This window comes from Shimia biformata (genome assembly GCF_016888515.1).
Classification (GTDB): Bacteria; Pseudomonadota; Alphaproteobacteria; order Rhodobacterales; family Rhodobacteraceae; genus Shimia_A; species Shimia_A biformata.
In genome coordinates this window covers 2,232,187-2,253,737 of the sequence record NZ_JAFEJK010000001.1, presented here as the reverse complement: position 1 = coordinate 2,253,737, position 21,551 = coordinate 2,232,187, and the positions used below count along the sequence as shown (strand labels likewise).

The following is a 21,551-nucleotide window of genomic DNA, read 5'->3' as shown; positions in this document are numbered from 1 at the left end:
AAACGAGGCAGGGATGAGCGACCAGTCCAACACAACCGTCAAACGGCGCCGGGTGTTCTATATCCCCGGCTACGACCCGATTCCGCCGCGCCGGTATCGGGAACTCTATCGCACGGAAGGCGCAGATCAGGCGAAGATATCGGGCTATGAGGTGTCGCTGTCGCCGAAACCTTCTGGCGGCGCTTTCGGCTGGCATGTTCACGGCAGGATCGAAGGCCATGAAACCGAGGCCGATATCGAGGTTCTGGTCTGGTCCGACATCGTGCGCGACAGCATGGAACAGGGGATCGGCGCGACCTATTGGCAGCTTCTGCGCACCGCCTGGACCTATATGTCGACCGGGTCGCTGTGGCGGCTGATGCGCTTACGAAAAGGGCCGGTGATTGCCGCGCTTTACCCGGTGGGCTTTCTGATCCTTCAGGCGCTGATTGCGGCGATTGCGGCAATGGGCATGGCGAAGGCCGTCACTTGGGCCAGCCCGTCGATCCTTCCGCCCTTGGTGTCGTCGCTTGCGGGCTGGACGGTCGGCGCGATCCTGTTCATCGCGATCCTGCGCTGGTTCCGGCGGCAGGATGGCAGGTTCTTTGCCTATTACCTGATGCATGACTACGCCTATGGCGCCCGGACGCGCGGTGCCAACCCGCCGGAACTTGAGGCGCGCATGGCAGAGTTCGCCGATGCCATTTCCGCCGCATTGACCACGGATGCGGATGAGGTTCTGGTTGTCGGCCATTCCTCGGGCGCGCATCTGGCGGTGTCGGTTCTTTCCAACCTGATCCGGGCGGGACGGGTGCCCCCGGATGGCCCCGCGCTGGGGTTCCTGTCGCTGGGGCAGGTGGTGCCGATGGTGTCCTTCCTGCCGGATGCCACGCGGCTGAGGGCGGATTTGCGGTTCCTGTCGACGTGCGATGACCTTACCTGGATCGACGTCACCGCGCCGGGGGATGGTTGCGCCTTTGCGCTTTGCGATCCCGTTGCGGTCTCGGGTGTTGCGCCGCCGGATCAGCGCTGGCCGCTGGTGATCTCGGCCGCTTTTACCCAGACCCTCAGCCCGGCGCGCTGGCAAGAGTTGCGCTGGCGCTTCTTCCGGCTGCATTTCCAGTATCTCTGCGCCTTCGACAATCTTCCCGGCAGTCCTGGCGACTATGACTATTTCCGCGTGACCGCCGGGCCGCAGACGCTGGCTGCGCGTTTTGCCGACCGCAAACCGTCAAAATCGCGCCTGACCAAGCCGCTCAACAAATACACCTCGGTCTCATGATCCCGCCCAAGCCCCCCTCTCGCGAAGACCGCGTGTCGCTATTGCGCTATGTGCGCCTGTTCCGGCAGGACATCCTGTCGGCCCAGCCCGCGCGGCTTTACCGGGCGTGGATGGCCGAGTTCAGGACGCCGTTCTTCCGGTCTTTCCTGCTGAACCAGCCCGATCTGGTGAAAACCGTTCTGAAGGATCGCCCCGACGATTTCCCCAAATCGGGCCGGGTGAGCGAGGGGCTTCGGCCCCTCTTGGGCAACTCGGTCTTTCTGACAAATGGCGCGGTCTGGAAACGCCAGCGCCGCATCATCGACCCGGCCTTTGAAGGCGGGCGGCTGCGCGACACGTTTCCGGCCATGTGGCAGGCGGCGGATGCGATGGTGGCGCGGCTGGCGCACCGGACCGGCGCGCCGGTCGAGATCGAGGAAGAAACCAGCCATGCGGCGGCGGATGTGATCTTTCGCACGCTGTTTTCGATCCCGATCGAACACGAGGTCGCGGGGCAGGTGTTTTCCCAGTTCCGCCAGTATCAGCGCAGCCAGCCGATCCTGAACATCGCCGCTTTCGTGCCGCTGCCGAAATGGATGCCGCGGTTCTTCCGCAAGGACACGCGGGCGACAGCCAAATCCATCCGCGCCCTGATCGCGCAGCTGACCGATCAGCGCATGGCCGAAATCACGGCGGGCACCGCGCCCGACGATCTGGCGACCAAGATCATGACCACGCGCGACCCCGAAACGGGCGAGACGTTCAGCGCCGAAGAGATGGTCGATCAGGTGGCGATCTTCTTTCTGGCGGGCCATGAAACCAGCGCCTCGGCGCTGGCCTGGACGCTCTACTTGATGGCGCTTTATCCAGACTGGCAGGAGAAGGTGGCGCAAGAGGCGGCGGCGCTTGAGGGCTGTGACTTCAGGGTCATGCCGAAACTGCGCCTCAGCCGCGATGTCTTTCGCGAGGCGCTGCGCCTTTACCCGCCGGTGCCGATGATGGTGCGGCAGGCGACCTGTCCTGAACACTTCCGGGACCGGGATGTGCCGAAGGGCTCGCAGATGGTGATCTCGCCCTGGCACCTGCACCGCCACGAACGGCTGTGGGACAACCCGGACGGGTTCGACCCGACGCGCTGGGGGACTGAAAACGGCAAGACCTGCATGCGCGACGCCTATGTCCCGTTTTCCGCTGGGTCACGGGTCTGCACCGGGGCCGGGTTCGCCATGGTCGAGGGGCCGCTGATCCTGTCGAAACTGCTTGCGGCTTACCGCGTCACCCGAGTCGAGGGGCGGGACCCGATGCCGGTGGCGCATCTGACCGTGCGCTCGGACAAGGGGATATGGTTGCGGTTGGAAAGGCGGTAGGAGATTCGGTTCGGACAGCCCCCGACCGCGGGTGGGGGTGAAGCCCCCGCCCATGGGGGCGGTCGGGGGCTGTCCGGCGTTGCCGGACGCGCAAGATTTCAGTTCAATCCTCCCACCACCACACACCCGGCATCCAGTCCACCCCGTCGCCATAGATCGGGATATAGTCGGGGTGTTTCAGCTCTTTCACATGGGCAATCCGCCCCACCGAGAACTGCCAGATCGGGATCACGTAGCGCCCGGCGGTCAGCACCCGGTCCAGTGCCTGCGCGGTGGTCACGAAATCCTCATGGCTTTCCGAGGTCAGCAAACGGTCGATCAGCGCGTCCACCGCCGGGGACGCGACCCCGGCAAGGTTGGGTGATCCGTTCTGCGTCGCCGATTCCTGTCCCCAGTAAAGCCATTGCTCATTGCCGGGGCTCAGCGACAATGAGCGGCGATAGTCGATCATGTCATAGTCAAACGCGGTTTCGCGTTCGGTGAACTGCGCGTCATCGACCAGCGTGACGGTGGCGTCGATGCCAAGCTGTTCCAGCGATTTCACGTAAAGGTCCATGATCGCCTTGTCTTGCTGGTCGCCCTGACGCAGCAGGATTTCCATGCGGAACGGGTCCCCGGCGGCATTGCGCAGGGTGCCGCCCTCGGCCGACCAGCCCGCGTCCTCAAGAAGCTGCACCGCCTTGCGCATGTTCCTGCGGTTCCTGAGCGAGCCATCGGATTGCGGCAACCCGTATCCCTCAAGCGTGCCCGGCGGCAAATCCTCCAGCGTTTGCAGCAGCGCCAGTTCGGCACCCTCGGGCGCGCCTTCGCCATAAGCCAGTTGCGAGCCCGAGAAATAGGACGTGATGCGCGGCTGGCGCGATCCGGTCATCGTGTCGTTGATGAACTCGAAGTTGAAGGCATGGATCAGCGCGTCGCGCACGCGGATATCGTCAAACGGTGCGCGGCGGGTGTTGAAGGCAAACCCGGTCATGCCCGAGGGTTTCTGATGCGGGATCTCGGTCTTGATGACATCGCCCGCCTGCGCGCGCGGGAAGTCATAGCGCGATGCCCAGGCTTCGGCGTTGAACTCGCGGATAAAGCTGAGTTCGCCTGCCTTGAACGCCTCGAATTGCACGTCGCCATCGCCATAGAAATCAATGCGGATTTCGTCGAAATTGTGGGTGCCGCGCCGGAACGACAGGTCGTTGCCCCAGTAATCGGGGTTGCGTTTCAGCGTGACCTGACGGCCGGGATCGACATCGGTGACCACGTAAGGCGCGGTGCCGATGGGAATGTCGCGCAGCGGGTCGCCGTCCAGCGCCTTGCCCTCGAACTGCGCCTTTTTCAGGATCGGACGCAGCCCGGCAATCAGCGCCAGTTCGCGATCCTCTGTGTTGAACGTGAGCCGCACGGACCGTTCGCCGGTCTGTTCGATCTTCCCGACCTTGCCCCAGAAGCCCAGGTAGCGCGGGTGGCCTTCTGTCCCCAGCGTTTCGTAGCTCCAGATCACGTCTTCGACGGTGACCGGGCTGCCATCGGAAAACCGCGCCTCGGGGCGCAGCGTGAACTCGACCCATTCGCGGTTTGGCCCGGTCTCGACGGTTTCCGCAAGCAGCCCGTAAAGGGTGAAGGGTTCGTCCCAGGATCGGCCCATCAGCGATTCGTAGGCGATGAATCGCATCTGCCACGGCACGTTCCCTTTCAGCACAAACGGGTTCAGCGAATCGAATCCACCGGTGTTCCCCCAGACAATTCGCCCGCCCTTGGGGGCATCGGGGTTGGCATAGGGCAGGGCGGTGTAATCGGCGGGAAGCGCGGGCGCACCATACATCGCGATCCCGTGCGCCGGTTCCGCGACCGCCGTTCCAGCCATAAGAATCACGGCTGTCAGCGCCGAGAGCATCCGTTTCGGGGTGAAACAATGTGGTGTCATATCCGGTACAATCCCGCTCTTGCCTTGTTTTGTTGGCCGCCAAGCTAACGAGGGTTTCAAGCCTTATCAAACTTTTAGCTTGGATCAGAGCGAGGGATTGCTTATAAAGGTGGCACTGCTCGATAGGTTTCTTGCCTGTATGAAACCTGCCTCAATGACTATACCCCGGCTTCGGCCGGGGTTTTTTTTGGGGTGCGCAGTGTCCGGGCGTCGACCCCACCCCGGCCAGCCATTGGTGGAAATACGTAAGGGCAGTTTGTCCCCTTATGTTGCGCCTGCAGCATGATAGGATGCGCCCGACAAGAATCTTGAAGGGGGCAGACATGTCATTGAAAGGCAAAACCGCGATCATCACAGGGTCGAATTCCGGGATCGGGCTTGGCGTTGCGCGGGAACTGGCGCGGGCCGGGGCGGATGTGGTTCTGAACAGCTTTACCAACCGGGACGAGGATCACGCGCTGGCGGCCTCGATCGCGGAAGAGTTCGGCGTCACCGCGCGTTATATCCAGGCCGACATGTCCAAGGGCGATGCCTGCCGCGACCTGGTTAAGGACGCGGGCGGCTGTGACATCCTGGTCAATAACGCCGGTATCCAGCATGTCGCGCCAATCGACGAGTTTCCGGTCGAGAAATGGGACGCGATCATCGCGATCAACATGAACTCGGCCTTCCACACCACCGCCGCGGCGCTGCCCTATATGCGGGAACGCGGCTGGGGCCGGGTGGTGAATATCGCCTCGGCCCACGGTCTGACCGCGTCGCCGTTCAAATCGGCCTATATCGCGGCCAAGCACGGGGTTGTGGGCATGACCAAGACCGTGGCGCTGGAAACCGCGCAAGAGGCGATCACCGCCAATGCGATCTGTCCGGGCTACGTGCTGACCCCGCTGGTCGAGGCGCAGATCCCCGACACCATGCGCGAATACAACATGAGCCGCGAAGACGTGGTCAAGAACGTCATGCTGACCCGGCAACCGTCAAAAGAATTCGCCACGGTCGAACAGATCGGCGGCACCACCGTGTTCCTGTGTTCGGCTGCGGCGGATCAGATCACCGGCACCACGATTTCGGTGGATGGCGGCTGGACCGCGCTTTGATGTAAACAGGGATAAGGGGGCGCTGCCCCCGGCTTGAAAACGGTTCGTTTTCAAGCCTCCCCCGAGGTATTTTTGGCAAGAGGAAAAGGGCGATCAGGCCTTTTTCTCGAGCGGCTTTCGGGGGTCTTTCTTGTTCGGGTAGACCAGCCCGGCCGAGATCACCAGCTTGGCAGCGTCTTCCAGCGTCATGTCCAGTTCGATCACGTCTTCCTTGGGGAAGAACAGCAGGAAGCCCGAGGTCGGGTTCGGCGTGGTCGGGACAAAGACACCGACAAGGTCGCCGGCGGTGGTGGCGCGGTCCCTGACCTCGCCCTTGGCATCGGTCGAAATGAAGCCGATCGCCCAGATGCCCTTGCGCGGGTATTCGATCAGGCAGGCCTTTTCAAAGCTGCGCTCGGTCTGGGCAAAAACGGTTTCGGCGATCTGTTTCACGCCGGAATAGATCGAGCGCACCACCGGCATGCGGCTGACCAGCCCTTCGGCCCAGTGGATCAGCGACCGCCCGAGCAGCCCCTTGGCGATCCAGCCGACGATGATGGTGAAGATCAGGAAGATGATCACACCAACGCCGCGCAGGTTGATGCCGATGTATTTCTCGGGCTTGATGGTTTCCGGAATCAGCGGCAGGACAAACCCGTCGACCCAGCCCGCAAGCGTCCAGATCAGCCAGATGGTCAGGGCCACGGGCAGGATGACGACGATGCCCGTCAGGAAACTGGCACGCAGACGCGCGAACAGTCCTGGGCGGCGGGGTTTTTCGTCAAACGGGGTGGTCATCGGAGTCCTGCGAGTGTCTTTGCCCTAGGTAAGCAATTGGAACCCTGCGTTCAATCTCGAACCGGGCGGGGCGTCAATATTTCAACCCTGTTTGACCATTTCGCAGGCAATTTCCGCCGCAAGCCGGGCATTGTTCAGGACCAGTTCGATATTTGCCGCCAGCGAGCGGCCCTCGGTGATCTCGAAAATCCGGGCCAGAAGGAAGGGTGTAACCTCTTTTCCGGCGATGCCTTTGGCCTCGGCTTCGGATGTGGCCTGCTCGATCACCGGCAGCATCTGGTCGCGGGGGATTTCATGCGCGGCGGGGATCGGGTTGGCGATCAGCTGGCCACCGGGGATGCCAAGCGCGGCGCGTTTCAGGTGGGCGGCGGCGATCTCGGCCGCGGTATCAAGGCGCAGGGGCGCGGCCAGCCCGGACTGGCGCGACCAGAATGCGGGCAATTCGTCCTGCCCGACGACAATCACCGGCACGCCGCCGGTTTCCAGCACTTCCAGCGTCTTGGGCAGGTCGAGGATCGCCTTCGCCCCGGCTGCCACCACCGTCACCGGGGTCTGGGCCAGTTCGCCAAGGTCGGCGGAAATGTCAAAGCTGTCTTCGGCACCCTTATGCACGCCGCCGATGCCGCCGGTGGCAAAGACCGCGATTCCGGCCAGATGCGCGGCGATCATCGTGGCTGCAACGGTGGTTGCGCCATTGCCGCCGGTTGCCATGCAGACGGCAAGGTCGGCGCGGGACAGCTTGGCGACATTTTTGGCCTGTGCCAGTTGCATCAGCTGGTCATCGGTCAGGCCGATGCACAACTCGCCCTCAAGCACCGCAATGGTTGCGGGCACTGCGCCGCCCTGCCGGATCACATCCTCGACCTTGCGGGCCATCTCGACATTTTGCGGCCAGGGCATGCCGTGGGTGATGATCGTGCTTTCCAGCGCCACGATGGGTTTGCCCGCGTCGATGGCGGTGGCTACCTCGGGCGACAGGGTGAAAAGGGTCATTGTGCGTCCAATCCTGATACGTATTTGGCGGCGGCCGACAGCGCCCGCTCAAGTGCGGCGACGCGGGGTGCGCCATCTGCTTCGGCGGCGACATGGGCCGCCATGAAAGTGTCACCCGCGCCGGTGACGCGCGTGACTAGCACTTCGGGCGGTTGCCGGGTGATGACACCGTCGGCGGTGGCGTCGCTGGCGGATTTGCCACCATCGGTGACCAGCGCCCGTTTTGCGCCGCGTTTCAACAGCGTCTCGGCAGCCTCGGCCGAACTGGTGAACTCGGCCTGGCAGAGATAACCCGCCTCTTCGAGGTTCACGTAAAGCACCCCGCGCCTGTGGGTCAGGAAGGGCAGAAGCCGGGTGGCCTTGCCGGGCGAGGCCGGGGCGACGCGCAGGTCGGAAAGCGCGAAGGCCGGGTTCTGGGCGATGTTTTCCAGAAGCCGCTGGGTCAGGTTGCCATCCAGCATCACCAGCCCCTGATAGGGGGTCTCGGTCGTGCCAAGCGGACCCTGCAACAGCGCACGCAGGATCTTGTCCCCGGCCGCTTCCAGCGAATGGGCGTCGGCAATGGCGGCGATCAGCCCGTTGGCCCCCTCGACCGCCATGTAACGATCCGTGGGCAGGTCGGCGGACCGGTAGACATGGGTTGTGTCCATGCCCAGTTCGCGGCAGGCGGTGATCAGCTCCTCACCTTCCGGGTCGCGGCCAATGGCGGTCAGCAGCGCCGGGCGCAGGCCAAAGCGCGACAGCGTCATCGCAATGTTCATCGCCACGCCACCGGGCAGGCGGGTGATGCGGCCCGGCACGTCCGAGCCTTGCCGCATATGGCTGGGCGCGCGGCCGATCACGTCCCAGAGGACGCTGCCGATACAGAGGATGTCTGGCTGGTCTGTCATGTCAGGGCCTCCGCGCAGGGACATGCCGAATGTGTCAGCGCATCGCGGCCTGCAAGGTGGCAAGGACGGCAACCGGATCGTCGTGGCGCCAGATCTCGTCGCCGATGGCAAAGAAATCGGTGACCGGGGTCAGGTCGCGGATGCGGGTGTCGTCCAGCGCGCCCTCGGCGACGACGGGGACTTCGATCATCTCGGACCACCACTGGAACAGGTCACGTTCCGCAATCGTGCCATCGCCCAGCGGCGTGGCCGCGACGGGGCCGAAGCTGACGTAATCGGCACCGGCTTCGCCTGCGTTCATGCCCTCGTGCCGCGACGCGCCACAGAAGGCGCCGACAATGGCGTCGTCACCCAGTTCCTTGCGGGTCTTGCGGACCGAGCGGGCGGCATCGCCCAGATGCACCCCATCCAGCCCCAGCCGTTCCACCATCAGCATATGTTCGGCGATCACGATGGCAACGTCGCGGGCATGGGCGACCTCGCGGCAGGCATCGGCGGCGCGGGCGATCCGGTCCTCGTCCCGCGTGGCCAGTTGCAGGCGCAGGCAGGCGATCTCGGTTGCATCCAGCACCCGCGCCAGCATGTCGGGAAAGCGGCTGAGTTCGATCTCGGGCGGGGTCACCAGGTAGATCTGCGGCAGTTCGGACTCGGCCATGATTTGCTCCGGGTTTCGGGTTTGTTGAGGGCTGCTATATCGACTTGACCGCGAAATGCAAATGTCACTTCGGCGGCATCGGTCCGACGAAATCCAGCGCCAGCGCCAGCATCTGTGCGCGGCGGTCGTCATCCCCCATCAAGTCGTCGTCGGCCTCGATGAAGCCCCCCATGCGGCGGCCGGTGAAATCCATCTCGCGTGCGCCGTCGATGGCAAGGGCGGCGGCCTCGTTCTCCTTGCCGACCCGGAACATCGCGCCCGCCTTTGAGACGCCGCACAGCATGTTGCCGTTCACAAGGAAACACAGCCCGCCAAACATCTTTTTCTCGCTGATCCCGTCGCGCCCGATCAGGTCATCGCGCAGGACCGAGGCCAGCCCTTCGTCATAAGCCATGGTGCCCTCCTGTTTTCTGCCAGCATGGCAGGGGGCGGAGGTTTCGCCAAGGGGCACTGTCGGGTTTGAGTATTTGGGCAAGAAAGAAGGCGCGCGCGGCGGTTAACCTTGTCGCCTGTGGCATTGGCAGGTAAGAGCGGCGCGACTGTAAACAGGAGTGCGCCATGCCCACCGACAAAGCCCAGCCCGCCTTTGTGCTTGTGCGCCCGCAGATGGGCGAGAACATCGGCGGCGCGGCGCGGGCGATGTGGAATTTCGGACTGGACCGGATGCGGATCGTCGCGCCGCGCGACGGCTGGCCGAACCAGAAGGCGATCGCCATGGCATCCGGTGCGGGGCGGCTTCTGGATGAGGCGATGCTGGTTGACGAAACGGCGCATGCGCTGGCGGATTGTTCCTATGTCTTTGCCACCACCGCGCGGTCGCGCGGGCTGACCAAGCCGGTGGTCACGCCGGAACGCGCGATGGAGATCGCGGCCGAGAAGATCGGCGCGGGCGAAAAGGTGGCTGTCCTGTTCGGGCCGGAACGTTCGGGTCTGGAAAACGACGACATCGCCAAGGCGAATGCCATCATCTCGGTCCCGGTGAACCCCGAGTTCGCGTCGCTGAACCTGGCGCAATGCGTGTTGCTGACCGCCTATGAATGGCGGCGACAGACGGCAGATGTGGTGGCGGAAACCGTCGAGATGGGCAAATCCGACTGGGCCGAGCAGATCGAGATCGAGAAGCTGGCCGAACATTACGAGGGGCGGTTGGACGAGGCCGGGTTCTTTTTCCCGCCGGAAAAGGCCGAGGGCATGAAGCTGAACCTGCGCAATCTCTGGAGCCGGATGCCGCTGACGCGGGCGGATGTGCAGATGTTGCACGGGGTCATGCGCCAGATGGTGCGCTGGAAAGCCCGCGACGAGTGAGCGCATCGGCTTGAAGCCGGTGCCGCGCGGCCCTAGTCTCCGCCGCAAAGCAGAGGAAATGCGATGAGCCAGAAGCGCAGTATCTTTGAAGACGTCAGTGACGGTGACAAGAAACAGGCCGAAGCCCCCAAGGGGGGCGTGATCGACCGCGGCACAGGCGGCGCGCGGGGCGCGATCCGGGGCTGGTTGATGGTTCTGTTTGCGCTGGTCGTGCTGATGATTGCAGTGGGCGGGCTGACCCGGCTGACCGACAGCGGATTGTCGATCACCGAATGGCGACCCGTGACCGGGGCGATCCCGCCGATGGATCAGGCCGCATGGCAGGCCGAGTTCGACAAGTACAAGCAGATCGACCAATGGGCGATCCAGAACCAGTGGATGGAACTCTCTGATTTCAAACAGATTTACTGGTGGGAATGGGGGCATCGGCAATTGGGCCGCGCCATCGGCCTGGTCTGGTTCCTTGGGTTTGCGTGGTTTCTTCTGCGTCGCCAGATTCCCGCTGGCTGGGTGCCGCGTCTGGTCGGGATCGGCGCGCTTGGCGGGCTTCAGGGCGCGATTGGCTGGTGGATGGTGGCGTCCGGCGTGACGCAGGGCGAGGGCATGATCTCGGTCGCGTCCTATCGTCTGGCCGTGCATCTGGGGCTGGCCTTCGTGATCCTCGGCTTCATCGGTTGGTATATCCTGTTGCTGGGCCGGTCCGAGCGCGACCTGATGCAGGCGCGGCGCGGCGGCGAGGCGAAGCTGTTTTCGCTGTCCACCGGACTGTTGCACGCCGCCTTCCTGCAAATCCTCTTGGGGGCGCTGGTTGCCGGGATCGACGCGGGCCGCAGCTATACCGACTGGCCCCTGATGGGCGGGCAGGTGATCCCGCCCGACCCGACGGCGCTGGAACCGGCGTGGCGCAACCTGTTTGAAAACCCCGGTCTGGTGCAGTTCATTCACCGGGTCTGGGGATATTTGTTGCTGGCCTTTGCCGTGGTGGTCTGGCTGCGCGGCCGCAAATCCGCCAATGGCGGGACGCGCTTTGCCTTCAACGCCGCCTTTGCCGCGCTGCTGGTGCAGATCGTCATTGGCATCGTGACCGTGCTTTACGCCGCGCCGCTTCATATCGCCATCGTTCACCAGATCATGGCGGTACTGGTCTGGTCGCTGATCCTGCGGGCGCGGTTCCTGTCGCGTTTCCCGCTGCCGCAATCCATCCGAAAGGGATAATCCATGTCCGCATATGACGAACTGATGGCTTTCCAGCACCAGACCGAGGCGCTGGCGCAGGTGGCGGGCCGCCTTGGGTGGGACCAGGAAACCGTGATGCCGCGCGGGGCCGCGCCGCAGCGGGCCGAGGAAATGGCCGCGATGGAAGCGGTCCTGCATGCCCGCCGCACCGATCCGCGCGTGGGCGAATGGCTGTCGGCGGTGGACGAGGGCGCGCTTGATCCGGCCGCGGCCGCGCAGGTCCGCCTGATCCGCAAATCCTATGACCGCACGATGAAAGTTCCCGCCGATCTTGCCTCGGAAATCGCCAAGGTCACCAGCCGGGCGCAAGGCCAATGGGCCGAGGCCCGCGCCGCCGAGGATGTCGCCGCCTTCCTGCCCGTGCTGAAAGAGGTCGTGGCGCTGAAACGGCAGGAAGGTCAGGCGCTGGCCAATGGCGGTGATGTCTATGACGCCATGATCGACGATTATGAGCCGGACATGAAAGCCAGCGAACTGGCCGCCATGTTCGACGAAATGCGCCCCCGTCTGGTGGCGTTGCGGGGGGCGGTGCTGGAAAAATCCGGCCCGCGCGCGCTGGCCCATGTCTTTCCGGCGCGCAAGCAGATGCAGCTGTCCCGCGAACTGGCGCGCAGTTTCGGCTATGACATGAACCACGGTCGGGTGGACAAGGCGGTGCATCCGTTCTCGTCCGGGTCGGGGCTTGATGTGCGCATCACCACCCGCACCAACGAGTTGGACCCGTTCAACTGTTTCTATTCCACCATTCACGAGGTCGGCCACGCCGCCTATGAACAAAATATCGACCGCGCCTATCTTCTGACTCCGGTCGGGCAGGGCGTTTCGATGGGGGTGCATGAAAGCCAGAGCCGCATCTATGAAAACCAGATCGGCCGCAGCCGCGCCTTTACCGGCTGGCTTTATGAACAGATGCGCGACCAGTTCGGCGATTTTGGCATTGCCGATGCCGATGCCTTCTATGGCACGGTGAACCGGGTACATCAGGGCTATATCCGCACCGAGGCCGACGAGGTGCAGTATAACCTGCATATCATGCTGCGGTTCGATCTGGAACGCGCCCTGATGTCGGGTGACCTTGAAGTCGACGACCTTGAGGCGGCATGGAATGACCGGTTTGCCGCCGATTTCGGCTATGCCGTCGACAAGCCCTCGAACGGGGTTCTACAGGACGTGCATTGGTCGGTCGGGCTGTTTGGTTATTTCCCGACCTACAGCCTTGGCAATGTCTATGCTGGCTGCCTGCACGAGGCCCTGCGCAAGGCGGTGCCGGATCTGGACGAACAGCTTGCCGCCGGTGACACGTCACAGGCGACCGGCTGGTTGCGGGACAATCTGCAGACCCACGGCGGTCTGCGTCCCCCGCGCGACACAATCGAACATGCCAGCGGGATGGCGCCCAGCCCGGCGCCGCTGCTGGATTACCTTGAAACGAAGTTCCGGGCGATCTACGGGCTTTGACCCGGTGTGTATACGCTCCCGCCGCAAGTCCGGGCGGGATGCGCGTTGACTTGTAATTGGTTTGCCCCAGACTGCCCGCATGGGCAGGGGGCCTTGGTTTGGACAGGTGGTCATGACGGACGCAGGCGATATGAAAGAGCGGCGCAGCCTGAAAAAGGCGCTGGATTTTGTCGAGAGGCTGGGCAACAGGCTGCCGCATCCGACATTGTTGTTTGCCGGGCTGTCGCTTTTGGTGCTGGTGCTGACAGCGGTGCTTGCGGCGTTTGGCACCGTCGCCGAGACCGCCACCGGCCAGTTCCCGATCAACAACCTTTTGGGCAACGGGCCGGTTTCGATCCAGGACCCGCGCAACGGCGCGGTGGTGGCGACCTATTCCAGCGGCTGGACCTATGTCCTTGAGACCCTGACGCCGAATTTCATCAATTTTGCCCCCTTTGGCATGGTTGTCGTGATCATGCTGGCGATCGGGGTGGCTGAAAACGGCGGCCTGATCGGGGCGACGATCCGCAAGCTGGTGGTCAGCGTGCCGGGCCGGCTGGTGACGCCAACCGTGATCTTCGCCGGGGTGCTGGCCAATATCGCCGCCGACGCCGGGTATTTCGTGCTGATCCCGCTGGGGCCGATTGTGTTCTGGGGGCTGGGCCGTCACCCGCTGGCCGGGCTTGCCGCGGCCTTCGCCGGCGTGTCGGGGGGCTTTTCCGCCAACCTCGTGGTGTCGTCGATGGATCCGCTTCTGGGGGGCTTCACCCAACAGGCGGCGGCAATCGGAGACGGGCTGATCGGGACCGAGTTTTCCGAGACCATGAACATCGCCACGATGAACTATTACTTCCTGATCGTGTCGACCGTGCTGGTGGTCCTCTTGGGCACATGGGTGATCGAACGGGTGGTCGAGCCGCATCTTGGCCGCTATGCGCCGCCAGAAGATGCCGAGATCCCCGTCACGCCCGAGGCCCTAACCGACGCCGAACGCCGCGCCCTGCGCCGCGCCGGTCTTGCCGCGCTTGGCTTTGTCGCCGTGGTGGTGTGGATGGCCGTGCCGGTTCAAAGCGGGCTTCCGCTTCTGGGGGTACTGTCCACCGCCAGCCTGCCAGCGGAGCAGGTGGCCGCCATCGAAGCCCGGTTCGGCGCTGTCAGCTTCACCCATGCGCCGCTTTTTGGCACGCAGGTCATCGTGTCGCTGCTGTTTTTGTTCTTCCTGATCCCCGGTCTGGTCTACGGCTTTGCCTCGGGCGCCTTCAAACGCGGCACCGACGCCGTTCACGCGATGGAGACCGCCGCCCGCGCCATGGCCGGGTTTATCGTCATGGTGTTTTTCATGGCGCAGTTCATCGCCTATTTCAACGCCTCCAACATAGGCATCCTGATCGCCGTCAAGGGCGCCGCCGCGCTTGAGGCGCTGCCCGCCGACAGCATCTCTGGCACGATTGTCCTGATCTGCGGCTTTGTTGTCCTGTCGGGATTCATCAACCTGTTCATGGGGTCGGCCTCGGCGAAATGGGCGCTTCTGGCGCCGATTTTCGTGCCGGTGATGATGACCGTGGGGATTTCCCCGGCGGCGACGCAGATGCTCTATCGGATCGGCGATTCCAGCACCAATATCATCACGCCGCTGATGGCCTATTTCGCCTTTGTCATCACCATTGGCGCGAAATACCGACCGGGGTTCGGCATCGGGTCGCTGGTGTCGCTGATGTTGCCGGTCTCGATCACCTTCATGATCGGCTGGACGCTCTTGTTCCTTGTCTGGGCCTTCCTCGGCCTGCCGCTTGGACCCGGCGCAGAGGTGTTCTTTGCCCGGCCCTGATCCCGTGACACGGGCCGACAACACCCGCCTCAGCCTGTCCGCCGCCATCGCCTCGGTCTCTGTGGCGCTGGTGCTGATCGTGCTGAAGATCTGGGCGCTTTCGGAAACCGGGTCGCTGGCGATTGCCGCGACGCTGGCCGACAGTGCGTTGGACCTTCTGGTCTCGGCGGCGGGTCTGGCCGCCATCGCCTATGCCGCCAAGCCGCCCGACCGCGACCACGCCTTTGGCCATTCCTCGGCCGAAGACCTGGCCGCGCTGGGGCAGGCGCTGTTCCTGATCGGCGTTTCGGCGGGGCTGGTGGTGCTGGCGGTGCGCCGCTTCCTGTCATCCGAGCCGGTCGAACTGAGCGCCGAATCCTTCGGCATCACCATCATGGCCGTGTCGATCGCACTGACCGGGGCGCTGGTGATCTGGCAGCGCTATGTCGCGGCGCGGACCGGCAACCGGGTCGTCGCGGCGGACAGCCTGCATTATGTCGCCGACCTTTTGCCCAATCTGGGCGCGGTGCTGGCGCTGTGGGTGTCGGCGCGGTTCGGGATCACCGGGCTCGACAGCCTTGTGGCGCTGATCGCGGCGGGGGTTCTGTCCTTTGGCGCGCTGAAAATCCTGCGCGGGGCGTGGGACGCGCTGATGGACCGCCACGCCGATCAGGACCTTGTCGGCGAAATCGAACAGATCATCGCCGCCTATCCCGGCATCCTTGGCCATCACGACATGCGCACGCGCACCTCTGGCAGCCGGGTGTTTCTGGATTTCCACGTCGAGATCGACGGCACCCTGTCGCTGCATGACGCGCATGAGATTGCCGCCGGGCTGAAACGGCGCATCATCGCCGATTATCCGCAGGTCGACATCCTGATCCACAAGGACCCGGCGTAACGCCTATTCCGCCTCGCGGCAGACCATGACGCGGCCATCGGCGCGGGTGACGGTCAGCGCGCCATCCTCTGACCGATCGACCGTCCGCGCGTCGCCATAGCCGTCCGAGGTCAGCCGCCCCTCGGGGGTCACCTCATACTCCGCCTCCACCGTCTTGCCGCGCACCACGGCGGTATAGGGCACGGTCTCGGCGTCCGGGGCGACGGGGGCGATGGTCCATGTCAGCGGGATCTCTCCCTGAACACAGTCAAACGCCTTGCCGCTGATTGCCGTCAGAAGGTCGGGGCCGGTCAGTTCGGCGGCCATGACCGGGGGCGCGATCAAAAGGGCAAGGGGCAGGGCAAGGCGGGCAGGGCGCATGGAGGGCTCCATTATCTGACATGTTGCGTGCAGCTTATCCCCCGCAAAGGGCGCAAACCTTGACTTTTATCAGCCGCCGGGCGCGGGCATCAACCCGGGCCGCGGTCTGGCGAAACCGGGCAGTCCATCCAAAAAGAAAAGGGCGGCCCAGCGGACCGCCCTCATGTTCGCATATCGCAAGGGGTTACTCTTCGCCGCCCTCGTCCTCGTCGCCCTGATCGGCGATCCGCGCGACCGACACGACCTCTTCGCCCTTGCCGGTGTTGAACACCTTGACCCCGCCAGCCGAGCGCGAGCGGAAGGAAATCCCGTCAACCGGCACCCGAATCGACTGGCCTTTCGAGGTGGCCAGCATGATCTGGTCATCCATCTCGACCGGGAAAGACGCCACCAGCGCGCCGCCGCGCATCGCCTTGTCCATTGCCGCGACCCCCTGGCCGCCACGTCCGCGCACCGGGTAGTCATGGCTGGAGGAGAGCTTGCCCGCGCCACCCGAGGTGATGGTCAGGATCAGGTTTTCCGCCGCCGACATCTCGGCATAGCGTTCCTGGCTGAGTTCGCCTGCGACGACGTCATCCTCATCCGTCTCGGCCTCATCGGTCAGCCCGGCCACCGCACGGCGCATCTTGATGTAAGCCGCGCGTTCCTCTGGCGTCGCTTCGAAATGGTGGATGACGGACATCGACACGACCCGGTCATCACCGTTCAGCCGGATGCCGCGCACACCCGTCGACTTGCGGCCCTTGAACACGCGCACATCGGTGGTGCGGAAGCGGATCGCGCGGCCGGAATCCGTCACCAGCATGACATCATCATCCTCTGACGCGATACGGGCATTCACCAGTTCCACGCCTTCGGGCAGGTCCATGGCTATCTTGCCGTTGCGCATCACGTTGGTGAAATCCGACAGCGCATTGCGGCGCACATCCCCGGCGGAGGTTGCAAAGACGATTTGAAGATCTGCCCATTCCTCTTCCGGCCGATCGACCGGCATGATCGCCGCGATCGAAACACCTGTGGGGATTGGCAGGATATTGACGATGGCCTTTCCCTTCGACGTGCGGCTGCCCAGCGGCAGACGCCATGTCTTGAGCTTGTAGGCCATGCCATCGGTGGTGAAGAACAAAAGCTGCGTATGGGTGTTGGCCACGAACAGCGTGGTAACCACGTCCTCTTCCTTGGTCTGCATCCCCGCCAGACCCTTGCCGCCGCGCTTCTGGGCGCGGAAATCGGCCAAGGGCGTGCGCTTGATGTAACCGCCCGAGGTGATGGTGACGACCATGTCCTCGCGTTCGATCAGGTCCTCGTCATCCATGTCGCCGGACCAGTCCACGATCTCGGTGCGGCGCGGGACGGCGAACTGGTCGCGCACTTCGCGCAGCTCATCGGCGATCAGGCCCATGATCCGTTCACGAGAGCCGAGAATCTCAAGGTATTCCTTGATCTTGCCTGCCAGGTCTTCCAACTCGTCGGTGACTTCCTTGACCCCGATCTGGGTCAGGCGCTGCAGGCGCAGTTCAAGGATGGCGCGGGCCTGAATCTCGGACAGGTTATAGGTGCCGTCATCGTTCACCGGGTGCAGCGGATCGTCGATCAGCTTGAGATAGGGCACGATATCGGCGGCAGGCCAGCGCCGCTCCATCAGCTTGGCGCGGGCTTCTGCGGCATCGGCCGAGGCGCGGATCGTCGCGACCACCTCATCGACGTTCGAAACCGCCACCGCCAGACCACAGAGGATGTGGCTGCGTTCGCGTGCCTTGCGCAGGTCATAGGCCGTGCGGCGCGCAACAACTTCTTCGCGGAAGTCTATGAAAGACGTCAGGAATTTGCGCAGGGTCAGCTGTTCGGGACGGCCCCCGTTCAGCGCCAGCATGTTGCAGCCGAACGAGGTCTGCATCGGCGTGAAACGGAACAGCTGATTCAGCACCACATCCGCCGTCGCGTCGCGTTTCAGCTCGATCACCACCCGCACGCCGTTGCGGTCGGATTCGTCCTGAACATGGGCGATGCCCTCGATCTTCTTGTCGCGGGCGGCTTCGGCGATGCGCTCGATCATCGTGGCCTTGTTGACCTGATAGGGGATCTCGTCACAGACGATCGCCCAGCGGTCCTTGCGGATCTCCTCGATCCGGGTCTTGGCGCGGATGATGACGCTGCCGCGCCCTTCCAGATAAGCCTTCCGCGCGCCGGACCGTCCCAGCATGATGCCACCCGTGGGGAAATCGGGTCCGGGAATATACTCGATCAGCTGTTCCGAGGTCAGGTCCGGGTCGTCGATCAGCGCCAGCGTCGCGTCGCAGACCTCGCCCAGATTGTGCGGCGGGATGTTGGTCGCCATACCCACGGCGATACCGCCGGCGCCATTGACCAGCATGTTCGGAAACCGCGAGGGAAGGACCGTCGGTTCGCGGTCCTTGCCGTCGTAGTTGTCCTGAAAATCGACCGTTTCCTTCTCGATATCGGCCAGCATGAAGGCGGCGGGCTTGTCCATCCGCACCTCGGTATAGCGCATGGCCGCCGGGTTATCGCCGTCCATCGATCCGAAGTTGCCCTGACCGTCCAGAAGCGGCAGCGACATCGAGAAATCCTGCGCCATCCGCACCAGTGCGTCATAGATCGCGCTGTCGCCGTGGGGGTGGTATTTACCCATGACGTCGCCGACGGGCCGCGCCGATTTGCGATAGGGCTTGTCATGGCCATTGCCGGTTTCGTGCATCGCGTAAAGGATGCGCCGATGCACCGGTTTCAACCCGTCGCGCAGGTCGGGAATGGCGCGGCTGACGATCACCGACATAGCATAATCGAGATAGCTGGCGCTCATCTCTTCCTCGATGGTCACCGAGGGGCCATCGTGGTGCATACGCTCTGGCGTGGTTTCTTCTTCGTTTTCAGGGGTTTCCGGCGTGTCGTTCACGTGGATTGCTCGCTTCTTATTTGCCGTCCATATCTTGTTGCCATGCTTATATCAGAGGCAGGATATGGGGTGCAACGTCACAAGTCCGACGATATTGGCAGCCCCCCGAACAGAGTGCCAACATACTGTTTTTGTTGAAAATTAATTTCACCCTGCCTAGCATTTCCCTATGAGCAGTAAAGGAGACGCCAAAATGGAGAGGAGCGAAACGGAATTGCTTCTGAAGGGCTGGGGCGTGACCACGGCCGAGTTCTTCTATCACATGCCGGATCACATTCATGTCCTGAACAGCTATGTCTGGCAGGAGTATGACCTGGCGCCGGATTACCCGAAGATGTTCGAATTCATCGAGTTCTGGCAACGCGAACTGGACGGGCCGCTGCATTCGGTGCGGTTTGCCCATCGCAAGCTGGTGTCCGCCGGTGAATGGCGCAACGTGGTGGGCGAGTTCAAAATTCACTGACCGCTGACGCCACGTCCCTTTGGGTTTTGATCGCCCTTGCCGATTTTGCCGCTAGAGTTGGCGGCAAAACGGGAGGGTTTGATGAAACGGTTTCTGGTCACACAGGCGCAGATCGCGCAGACATCCATGGACGAACAGCCGTCACCGCCGCTGAAGGACGGTGAGGCACGGGCCGCGATCCGGCGGTTTGCGCTGACGGCCAATAATGTCACCTATGCCGCGTCCGGCTTTGCCATCGGCTATTGGAGCTTCTTTCCCACCGGGATCGACGGGCAGGGGCTGGTGCCGGTCTGGGGCTTTGCCGAGGTTGTCGAAAGCCGCAGCGATGACCTGACGGTGGGCACCCGGCTTTATGGCTTCTGGCCGCCAGCCGAGGAACTGGTGATGCTGCCGGAACGGACGGGCAAAGTCGTCACCGACCGCGCACCCCATCGCGCCGAGTTGCCGCCGGTCTATAACCGCTATGTCGAGGTCCGCGAGGGCGAGGCGGATGCCGAAGGGGTACAGGCGCTGCTGCAACCGTTGCTTGCGACGTCCTATCTGATCTCGGACTGGTTGCAGGACAATGCGTTTTTTGAGGCAGAACAAGTAATTGTCGGGTCTTCCTCATCCAAAACAGGTCTTGGGCTCTGCGCCTATCTGTCGGAAATCGCGGACCGCCCGGTGAAGGTGGTGGGCCTGACCAGCGACCGGAACCGCGCCTTTGTCGAAGGCTTGGGCACCTGCGATCAGGTGGTGACCTATGACGACATCGAAACGCTGGACCGGGTGCCGTCTGTCTATGTCGACATGGCCGGGAATGCGGATGTGAAACAGCGGCTGCATGCCCATTTTGACGACCTCCTGCGCCATTCCGCGGCTGTCGGCACCAGCCATTGGGACCAGTTCAACCCGAAACAGGTGCTGGCCGGGCCGCGCCCGCAGTTCTTCTTTGCCCCGGCGCAGATCGAGAAACGCCGCGCCGACTGGGGACCGGGCGAGATCGAGCGCCGGATTTCAGCGGCCTGGAAACGGCTGGCGGCGGATGCGGGATCGTGGATGGAGTTGCGCCATCATACCGGGATCGACGCGGTCGGGCCGGTCTATGACGCGCTGGCGTCGGGCCGCGCCAACCCGCGTGACGGCCATGTGATCACGCTCTAGGCGGAACAGCTGGCCCCGCCCAGAACGCAGAACTTGGCGCAATGGGGGTGGTTCAGCATGACGTCGCGCTCGGCCTGCTCAAGCGTTTCGCCCAGATCGAATTGCGGATCGTAGGGCAGCAGGGTGCAGGCGATCACGCTGGGCTTTTTGGCGCCCTTGTGCTTGACCACCATGCGCGACGAGGCGCACATGACATCACTTGGCGACTTGTTGAGGATACCCCAGCAAGCCGTTGTAATTTCTGGAACTTCGACAGTTTCATCCATCTCGGGGAAGATCACGGTACGGCCGGGATCAAAGGCGTCGATGTCATAGCCCCGGTCGGCAAACAGCCGCGCGAACCCGGCGCGGGTGTCGGCGTCGGTTTCTTCCCAGATGCTGCGCCCCGCGACGGCCATGTGAAACCCGTTGTCGCACAGCCAGTCCATGCCGCGCAGGGTCTTGTCGAACCCGCCCGCGCCGCGCAGCGCGTCGTGATGGGGGGCGGACCAGTGGTCCAGCGATACCCGCAGGGTCAGCTTGTCGCCGTAGGCGTCCCGCAGCGCCAGAAGCCCGGTCTGCACCGTTGGCCGCATCATCGGCAGCATGGCATTGGTCAGGATCAGAACCTCGTATCCGCGTTCCAGCGACAGCCGCGCCATGTCGATCATCTCGGGGTTCATGAAGGGTTCGCCGCCGGTAAACCCGATCTCGCGCACCTGCCAGTTCCGCGCCTCAAGCTGGTCCAGAAAGCCCACCACCTCATCCGCCGACAGATAAACAAGCGCGTCATTGGTCGGGCTGCTTTCGATATAGCAGTTCACGCATTCGATGTTGCACAGCGTCCCGGTATTGAACCAGAGCGTCTGCGGATCGCTCAGCGCCACCGAGGCGCGCTGATCCCCGTCGGCGGTCACGTACGGGTCGCGAAACTTGCCGTGATTGGCGGTATCCTTCATACTTCTCCCCGGATCGACTTTGTCAAAAACAGCTAACTTCGACGGGCGCGGAAGAAAACCCGCCCCGTGGCGATTGACACAGTTGTGAACCGGGCGAAACTGTGTATGTTTGC

The 21,551-nt window shown here is 63.5% G+C and carries 19 protein-coding genes; 10 read left to right on the top strand and 9 right to left on the bottom strand.

Annotated elements, in window-relative coordinates:
• The first annotated feature begins 13 nt into the window (after positions 1 to 13).
• On the top strand, positions 14 to 1,261 hold the full coding sequence (locus JQ863_RS11015; RefSeq protein ID WP_204114317.1) for a lipase family protein: 1,248 nt from the start codon (positions 14 to 16) through the stop codon (positions 1,259 to 1,261).
• Positions 1,258 to 2,607 carry a cytochrome P450 gene (locus JQ863_RS11010; protein WP_204114316.1) on the top strand — a complete coding sequence of 450 codons (1,350 nt, stop codon included), beginning with the start codon at positions 1,258 to 1,260 and terminating at the stop codon, positions 2,605 to 2,607. Before JQ863_RS11015 ends, JQ863_RS11010 begins: the two co-directional genes overlap by 4 nt.
• 103 nt (positions 2,608 to 2,710) lie before the next feature.
• Here JQ863_RS11010 and JQ863_RS11005 read toward each other — a convergent pair whose 3' ends face one another.
• Positions 2,711 to 4,462 carry an extracellular solute-binding protein gene (locus tag JQ863_RS11005; protein ID WP_239113266.1) on the bottom strand — a complete coding sequence of 584 codons (1,752 nt, stop codon included), beginning with the start codon at positions 4,460 to 4,462 and terminating at the stop codon, positions 2,711 to 2,713.
• 383 nt (positions 4,463 to 4,845) lie between these two features.
• Here JQ863_RS11005 and JQ863_RS11000 point away from each other — a divergent pair, with 383 nt between their 5' ends.
• Positions 4,846 to 5,619 (top strand): 3-hydroxybutyrate dehydrogenase, encoded by a 774-nt coding sequence (locus tag JQ863_RS11000; RefSeq protein ID WP_204114314.1) that lies wholly within the window; start codon positions 4,846 to 4,848, stop codon positions 5,617 to 5,619.
• Between the two features lie 93 nt (positions 5,620 to 5,712).
• Here JQ863_RS11000 and JQ863_RS10995 read toward each other — a convergent pair whose 3' ends face one another.
• From JQ863_RS10995 to JQ863_RS10975, 5 genes are all read right to left on the bottom strand, one after another.
• Complete coding sequence (locus JQ863_RS10995) at positions 5,713 to 6,396, bottom strand: DUF502 domain-containing protein (RefSeq protein WP_204114313.1); 684 nt, start codon at positions 6,394 to 6,396, stop codon at positions 5,713 to 5,715.
• Positions 6,397 to 6,477: 81 nt separating this feature from the next.
• A complete protein-coding gene (locus JQ863_RS10990; RefSeq protein WP_204114312.1) occupies positions 6,478 to 7,389 on the bottom strand; it encodes a pseudouridine-5'-phosphate glycosidase in 912 nt (303 codons plus the stop codon).
• Complete coding sequence (locus JQ863_RS10985) at positions 7,386 to 8,279, bottom strand: PfkB family carbohydrate kinase (protein ID WP_204114311.1); 894 nt, start codon at positions 8,277 to 8,279, stop codon at positions 7,386 to 7,388. The genes JQ863_RS10990 and JQ863_RS10985 overlap by 4 nt, the downstream gene beginning before the upstream one ends.
• Before the next feature lie 34 nt (positions 8,280 to 8,313).
• Positions 8,314 to 8,934: a thiamine phosphate synthase gene (locus tag JQ863_RS10980; RefSeq protein ID WP_204114310.1), complete on the bottom strand. Its 621-nt coding sequence runs from the start codon at positions 8,932 to 8,934 to the stop codon at positions 8,314 to 8,316.
• 64 nt (positions 8,935 to 8,998) lie between these two features.
• Positions 8,999 to 9,328 (bottom strand): TfoX/Sxy family protein, encoded by a 330-nt coding sequence (locus tag JQ863_RS10975; RefSeq protein WP_204114309.1) that lies wholly within the window; start codon positions 9,326 to 9,328, stop codon positions 8,999 to 9,001.
• A 164-nt stretch (positions 9,329 to 9,492) separates the two neighbouring features.
• Here JQ863_RS10975 and JQ863_RS10970 point away from each other — a divergent pair, with 164 nt between their 5' ends.
• The 5 genes from JQ863_RS10970 (at position 9,493) to JQ863_RS10950 (ending at position 15,620) form a co-directional block, all read left to right on the top strand.
• Positions 9,493 to 10,239 (top strand): RNA methyltransferase, encoded by a 747-nt coding sequence (locus JQ863_RS10970; protein WP_204114308.1) that lies wholly within the window; start codon positions 9,493 to 9,495, stop codon positions 10,237 to 10,239.
• Between the two features lie 63 nt (positions 10,240 to 10,302).
• Positions 10,303 to 11,454: a heme A synthase gene (gene ctaA / locus JQ863_RS10965; RefSeq protein ID WP_204114307.1), complete on the top strand. Its 1,152-nt coding sequence runs from the start codon at positions 10,303 to 10,305 to the stop codon at positions 11,452 to 11,454.
• A gap of 3 nt (positions 11,455 to 11,457) precedes the next feature.
• A complete protein-coding gene (locus JQ863_RS10960) occupies positions 11,458 to 12,933 on the top strand; it encodes a carboxypeptidase M32 (RefSeq protein WP_204114306.1) in 1,476 nt (491 codons plus the stop codon).
• Between the two features lie 112 nt (positions 12,934 to 13,045).
• A complete protein-coding gene (locus JQ863_RS10955) occupies positions 13,046 to 14,740 on the top strand; it encodes an AbgT family transporter (RefSeq protein ID WP_204114305.1) in 1,695 nt (564 codons plus the stop codon).
• Between the two features lie 4 nt (positions 14,741 to 14,744).
• Positions 14,745 to 15,620: a cation diffusion facilitator family transporter gene (locus JQ863_RS10950; protein WP_204114304.1), complete on the top strand. Its 876-nt coding sequence runs from the start codon at positions 14,745 to 14,747 to the stop codon at positions 15,618 to 15,620.
• Between the two features lie 3 nt (positions 15,621 to 15,623).
• Here the strand turns inward: JQ863_RS10950 and JQ863_RS10945 are convergent, their stop codons facing one another.
• The gene (locus JQ863_RS10945; protein WP_204114303.1) at positions 15,624 to 15,980 is read right to left on the bottom strand and encodes a hypothetical protein; all 357 of its coding nucleotides are present in this window, start codon (positions 15,978 to 15,980) and stop codon (positions 15,624 to 15,626) included.
• A gap of 184 nt (positions 15,981 to 16,164) precedes the next feature.
• Positions 16,165 to 18,894, bottom strand: a complete 2,730-nt coding sequence (gene gyrA / locus JQ863_RS10940) for a DNA gyrase subunit A (protein ID WP_204114302.1) — start codon at positions 18,892 to 18,894, stop codon at positions 16,165 to 16,167.
• A gap of 193 nt (positions 18,895 to 19,087) precedes the next feature.
• On the opposite strand from gyrA, the gene JQ863_RS10935 reads away from it, so the two are divergent.
• Together JQ863_RS10935 and JQ863_RS10930 are read left to right on the top strand one after the other, a co-directional pair.
• On the top strand, positions 19,088 to 19,357 hold the full coding sequence (locus tag JQ863_RS10935; RefSeq protein ID WP_204114301.1) for an usg protein: 270 nt from the start codon (positions 19,088 to 19,090) through the stop codon (positions 19,355 to 19,357).
• A gap of 81 nt (positions 19,358 to 19,438) precedes the next feature.
• Complete coding sequence (locus JQ863_RS10930) at positions 19,439 to 20,500, top strand: DUF2855 family protein (RefSeq protein WP_204114300.1); 1,062 nt, start codon at positions 19,439 to 19,441, stop codon at positions 20,498 to 20,500.
• On the opposite strand, the gene JQ863_RS10925 is transcribed toward JQ863_RS10930, so the two are convergent.
• A complete protein-coding gene (locus JQ863_RS10925; protein WP_204114299.1) occupies positions 20,497 to 21,438 on the bottom strand; it encodes a radical SAM protein in 942 nt (313 codons plus the stop codon). The two genes, JQ863_RS10930 and JQ863_RS10925, sit on opposite strands and share 4 nt — an antisense overlap.
• Positions 21,439 to 21,551 lie beyond the last annotated feature (113 nt).

Bases quoted from the DNA above. Each gene is read 5' to 3' on its own strand.
- JQ863_RS10960 (WP_204114306.1), top strand. From the start codon at position 11,458: ATGTCCGCATATGACGAACTGATGGCTTTCCAGCACCAGACCGAGGCG.
- JQ863_RS10995 (WP_204114313.1), bottom strand. From the start codon at position 6,396: ATGACCACCCCGTTTGACGAAAAACCCCGCCGCCCAGGACTGTTCGCG.
- JQ863_RS11010 (WP_204114316.1), top strand. From the start codon at position 1,258: ATGATCCCGCCCAAGCCCCCCTCTCGCGAAGACCGCGTGTCGCTATTG.
- JQ863_RS11005 (WP_239113266.1), bottom strand. From the start codon at position 4,462: ATGGCTGGAACGGCGGTCGCGGAACCGGCGCACGGGATCGCGATGTAT.
- JQ863_RS10975 (WP_204114309.1), bottom strand. From the start codon at position 9,328: ATGGCTTATGACGAAGGGCTGGCCTCGGTCCTGCGCGATGACCTGATC.
- JQ863_RS10980 (WP_204114310.1), bottom strand. From the start codon at position 8,934: ATGGCCGAGTCCGAACTGCCGCAGATCTACCTGGTGACCCCGCCCGAG.
- JQ863_RS10930 (WP_204114300.1), top strand. From the start codon at position 19,439: ATGAAACGGTTTCTGGTCACACAGGCGCAGATCGCGCAGACATCCATG.
- JQ863_RS10970 (WP_204114308.1), top strand. From the start codon at position 9,493: ATGCCCACCGACAAAGCCCAGCCCGCCTTTGTGCTTGTGCGCCCGCAG.
- JQ863_RS10925 (WP_204114299.1), bottom strand. From the start codon at position 21,438: ATGAAGGATACCGCCAATCACGGCAAGTTTCGCGACCCGTACGTGACC.
- JQ863_RS10955 (WP_204114305.1), top strand. From the start codon at position 13,046: ATGACGGACGCAGGCGATATGAAAGAGCGGCGCAGCCTGAAAAAGGCG.
- JQ863_RS10935 (WP_204114301.1), top strand. From the start codon at position 19,088: ATGGAGAGGAGCGAAACGGAATTGCTTCTGAAGGGCTGGGGCGTGACC.
- JQ863_RS11000 (WP_204114314.1), top strand. From the start codon at position 4,846: ATGTCATTGAAAGGCAAAACCGCGATCATCACAGGGTCGAATTCCGGG.
- JQ863_RS10985 (WP_204114311.1), bottom strand. From the start codon at position 8,279: ATGACAGACCAGCCAGACATCCTCTGTATCGGCAGCGTCCTCTGGGAC.
- ctaA (WP_204114307.1), top strand. From the start codon at position 10,303: ATGAGCCAGAAGCGCAGTATCTTTGAAGACGTCAGTGACGGTGACAAG.
- JQ863_RS11015 (WP_204114317.1), top strand. From the start codon at position 14: ATGAGCGACCAGTCCAACACAACCGTCAAACGGCGCCGGGTGTTCTAT.
- JQ863_RS10990 (WP_204114312.1), bottom strand. From the start codon at position 7,389: ATGACCCTTTTCACCCTGTCGCCCGAGGTAGCCACCGCCATCGACGCG.
- JQ863_RS10945 (WP_204114303.1), bottom strand. From the start codon at position 15,980: ATGCGCCCTGCCCGCCTTGCCCTGCCCCTTGCCCTTTTGATCGCGCCC.